We start from the raw sequence: 3,367 nt of genomic DNA, 5'->3' as shown, positions 1-3,367 counted from the left end.
GTGTTGTCCGGCAAATTAGAAGCACCTATTCCATGCAGTTTGTTTTATCCTAAAAAGCTTGCTGAACAGTTGTTTTAGTCACTTTATCAGCTACTGTTTCTGCAAGTTGTTTGGTTCAATTAGAAATGATGCAGATTATGGGAACAGTAGAAAAAGCAGGTCACCCTGCTTCTCCTTTGGTAGAAATGTACTCGTTTAGTTTTGCTAATGCACAGGTAATACTGGTGACATCAACCGAGGAAAGTTCTGGATAATACGTGGTAAGACGCTCGAAATTCCAGAAGCGGTCAGATAGTCCAGCCAGTTCTGTTCCGATGTTCCAGTTTGGAATGCAAACGTAATTACCATACTCGTGTTTGCCACAGAGGATATGAAAGCTGCTGTGTCTGGCGGTGACTTCAAGCTCGTATGGAGAAGAGTCATTTAATATCTGGATATGTCCCTTCCATTGCCTCGGTTTCATATCGCTCGTTCCAATACAGATATAGTTTAGTTCCATAAATCGTCCCTCCTAAAGCTCACTGTCATTGACTGATCTCATGACGATATCAGAGGTTATAAGATTCGAGCCGGAACTGTCACCAATAAGAAGACATGCATTACAGAGTTTATTGATGACACGTGGTGTTCCATCCGCTGCATTGAGGACTGCTTCGATTGCGCTATCCTCAAAAACAAGCTGGCTGCATCCGGCACTTTTCAATTTTTCGAGGATATATTCCCGGCCTTCTTCTTTGGTCAGACCGCCGATCTCATAATTCATGACGATCCGCTGACGGAGAGGTTCGTGGATACCAAGCTTGAGCGTAGAGCTCAGAGTCGGAAGCCCTGTGAGAAGAATGACAGCGCGGTCTCTGGAATCCATTTCAAAGTTGAAGAGAATCTTCAAATCATTGAGGATCGAGTTGTTGATGTAATTGGCTTCGTCAATAATGATAATGGGTGTCTTTCGTTTTTCGACAGAAAGACGTGTGATCTCATCCTGAATAGTACGGAAGTTGTCGGGCTTTCGGAATGCCGGCTGTGCACCGAATTCGGTCACGAGATTTCGATAGAAATCATTGGTGGTCAGGGTGGAAAAGCTGGAATAGACGACTTTATATAAGGATGGATTTAGGGATGCGGCCCAGTTACGTACAGCGGTTGTTTTCCCTTTGCCGGGGCTTCCAGTGAGCAGTCCGAAGCCCTTGGTTTTAGCCAGGTAATCCAGACGGAACAGGGCTTCCTTGTATTCGTTTGTGTGGATCAGTATCTCTTTGGAATTCTTTAAAAATGGATTGAATTCCAGACCATATCGAATGGTGTAATCCATTATTCATCACCTCTGCATAAATGTATTTTCTCACGCTTCACAAAAGCATTCTCCTGTTTGTTGAGCAGGCGGATGGGTGTCAGTGTTCCATCCTGTTCTACAATAAAGATCTCCGCCATATCAGGAGAATAACGCAGGCGGATACGCTGTTTTGCAAAACGGCAGTCAACTTCGTATTCCACATGGTCAATGGTAAGGACACTGTCCGTAGAAACACGGCGTTCAATTTCAAGCAAAAAGTCATGGTCGATGGCTTCCTCAGAAAGACGGCGGATACATGCAGGCTCAGAAAAAAAGCGATCCTGTGGAGTCTTTCCATTTAAAGAAGAATGAGTGGATTGGTTGTATTTATTTACATAAGCCATGAGATTTCCACGTAGTTCATCAAGAGAATGAAAGTCACGGATGTCTAGAGCTGCCATCCATTGATCTTTGCAGGTGCGAAACCACCGCTCAATTTTGGCTTTTTGTGTTGGCGTGTATGGCTGGTCATAGTGGATGACAGAACCCAGACGGGCCGCTAAAAGCTCCATCTGCTTGTTACGATAACTGGATCCGTTATCGAAATTGAACATCTGTGGACGGCCATACTTTGCAACTGCTGATTTCATGACCGACATGAGATTTACAAAGTTGTCATTAAAGAAGACATCAATGCCAACAATAAAACGACTGGCATCATCAATCAATGCAATCAGGTAGACTTTGTGCTTTTTACCATCGTCAGTTCTCAGATAAGGACCAACACTGCTGTCGCCACACCAGACTTCATTGATGTGGGGGCGTTCATAGCGGCGCATATCCTGGTTTGTGGTTGTCTTAAGTTCCAGTGCCAGCCGGTTCAGATAGCGGTTTACGGTTGATTCTGAGAGATCATCGGGACGAATACTGCCATTGTCGCGTAACTGGCGGTAAATGGCAGCTGAGGACATGCGGGGATAGTTCGTCTTAAGATATCGGATCTGTTCCTGAAGCTCATCATCGATCTTGCGAGGCTTGCCAAGATCGGCTCTTGAACTGGGAATGAGTGCATCAAAGCCGCCCTGATTATAATGGTTATACCATTTTTTAATGGTAGTCGGTGCAAAGTGTTTCACTGTGCCGTCCGGAGCGGTCACACCCTTAGCAGAAGCGTCACGAAAGAAAGCCGCATGGGACGAAAATGAGTCCTGAAGGCCGGAGATGAGTGGTGCGATGACCGAATAGCGCATTAATGCGATTTCATGTGTTTGTTCCTGTGTCATAATGGAAATCCTCCTTTGTTTTTCTATAGTATAGAAGATTCCACAAGAGGTGTCGTGTAAGGTTATGTGGGTGTTAGAAATAAGATATTTGGTGTCCTTTTTATCTGCATGAACTGACGGCTAAAGTGCGAAAAGCAGTGCTTTATAAAGGATAACGATGTGGCAATGGACCGTTGTGCAGACAGAATGCGCTGGAACCAGTGGAGGAGGTATCTGCGAATAATAGAGCGGATACAGTTCTCATCAATTGAAGGAGTCTTTTCCATAATTTCAGAGTAATCGCCGGAGCCCTCATAATGGGAGATAATATCTATCTGATCCGGGAATGAAACTTGGGAATAAGGAACAATGAGAGCAGGAAGCAGAGCGTGAGTTTTGTTACAGTGCCTGCATTTGACACGGCAGATATGAAGCGTTACAGAATGATCTTCAGATTTCACTCTGCGGTCATAGTAAGCATGGATGGTAAGGCAGGCAGAATGCCCACAAGTACAGGTCAACTGGTGGAATTGAATGGAATTAATTGTTTTATCGTAAAAATCCTGTGAAATAGGATTGCCAAAATCAGTATTTATGGTTATCATAAGCATGTGAGGATGTGGTTTACCACAGACTTGAGCATGCGGCAGGAATCAAGCTTTGGTAGGGGAGATTTCTGCTGCTTTATTTATAAGCAACAAGGGTATGATAACACAAGAAGGTACTGGATAAAACAATCTGACGCATAATGCATCAGAATAATTTACTCAGTACCTTCTTTTAATTTGCTTGAAAAGGAAAAGATTAGGGGCATGTAAAATGGTGAATAACA

5 protein-coding genes are annotated in these 3,367 nt (G+C 43.9%); 1 reads left to right on the top strand and 4 read right to left on the bottom strand.

What is annotated here, in order from left to right; genetic code table 11:
• Positions 1-160: 160 nt before the first annotated feature.
• From EDD59_RS17530 to EDD59_RS18705, 4 genes are all read right to left on the bottom strand, one after another.
• Positions 161-499 carry a DUF6618 family protein gene (locus tag EDD59_RS17530; RefSeq protein ID WP_132384248.1) on the bottom strand — a complete coding sequence of 113 codons (339 nt, stop codon included), beginning with the start codon at positions 497-499 and terminating at the stop codon, positions 161-163.
• Positions 500-511: 12 nt separating this feature from the next.
• A complete protein-coding gene (locus tag EDD59_RS17525) occupies positions 512-1,312 on the bottom strand; it encodes an ExeA family protein (protein ID WP_132384246.1) in 801 nt (266 codons plus the stop codon).
• A complete protein-coding gene (locus EDD59_RS17520; RefSeq protein ID WP_132384244.1) occupies positions 1,312-2,556 on the bottom strand; it encodes a DDE-type integrase/transposase/recombinase in 1,245 nt (414 codons plus the stop codon). The genes EDD59_RS17525 and EDD59_RS17520 overlap by 1 nt, the downstream gene beginning before the upstream one ends.
• Before the next feature lie 62 nt (positions 2,557-2,618).
• On the bottom strand, positions 2,619-2,996 hold the full coding sequence (locus EDD59_RS18705; protein ID WP_408632289.1) for a DUF6431 domain-containing protein: 378 nt from the start codon (positions 2,994-2,996) through the stop codon (positions 2,619-2,621).
• On the opposite strand from EDD59_RS18705, the gene EDD59_RS17945 reads away from it, so the two are divergent.
• A complete protein-coding gene (locus tag EDD59_RS17945) occupies positions 2,925-3,104 on the top strand; it encodes a hypothetical protein (protein ID WP_165921000.1) in 180 nt (59 codons plus the stop codon). The genes EDD59_RS18705 and EDD59_RS17945 overlap by 72 nt on opposite strands.
• The last annotated feature ends 263 nt before the right edge of the window (positions 3,105-3,367 follow it).

The sequence above is a fragment of the Muricomes intestini genome (assembly GCF_004346165.1).
GTDB classification, from domain to species: domain Bacteria; phylum Bacillota; class Clostridia; order Lachnospirales; family Lachnospiraceae; genus Muricomes; species Muricomes intestini.
The sequence above is the reverse complement of the archived record's forward strand: the minus strand, read 5'-3'. Positions and strand labels throughout refer to the sequence as shown.

What these genes read in the sequence shown, in the direction of transcription:
- EDD59_RS17525 (WP_132384246.1), bottom strand. Translation starts at nt 1,312, where the DNA reads ATGGATTACACCATTCGATATGGTCTGGAATTCAATCCATTTTTAAAG.
- EDD59_RS17530 (WP_132384248.1), bottom strand. Translation starts at nt 499, where the DNA reads ATGGAACTAAACTATATCTGTATTGGAACGAGCGATATGAAACCGAGG.
- EDD59_RS17520 (WP_132384244.1), bottom strand. Translation starts at nt 2,556, where the DNA reads ATGACACAGGAACAAACACATGAAATCGCATTAATGCGCTATTCGGTC.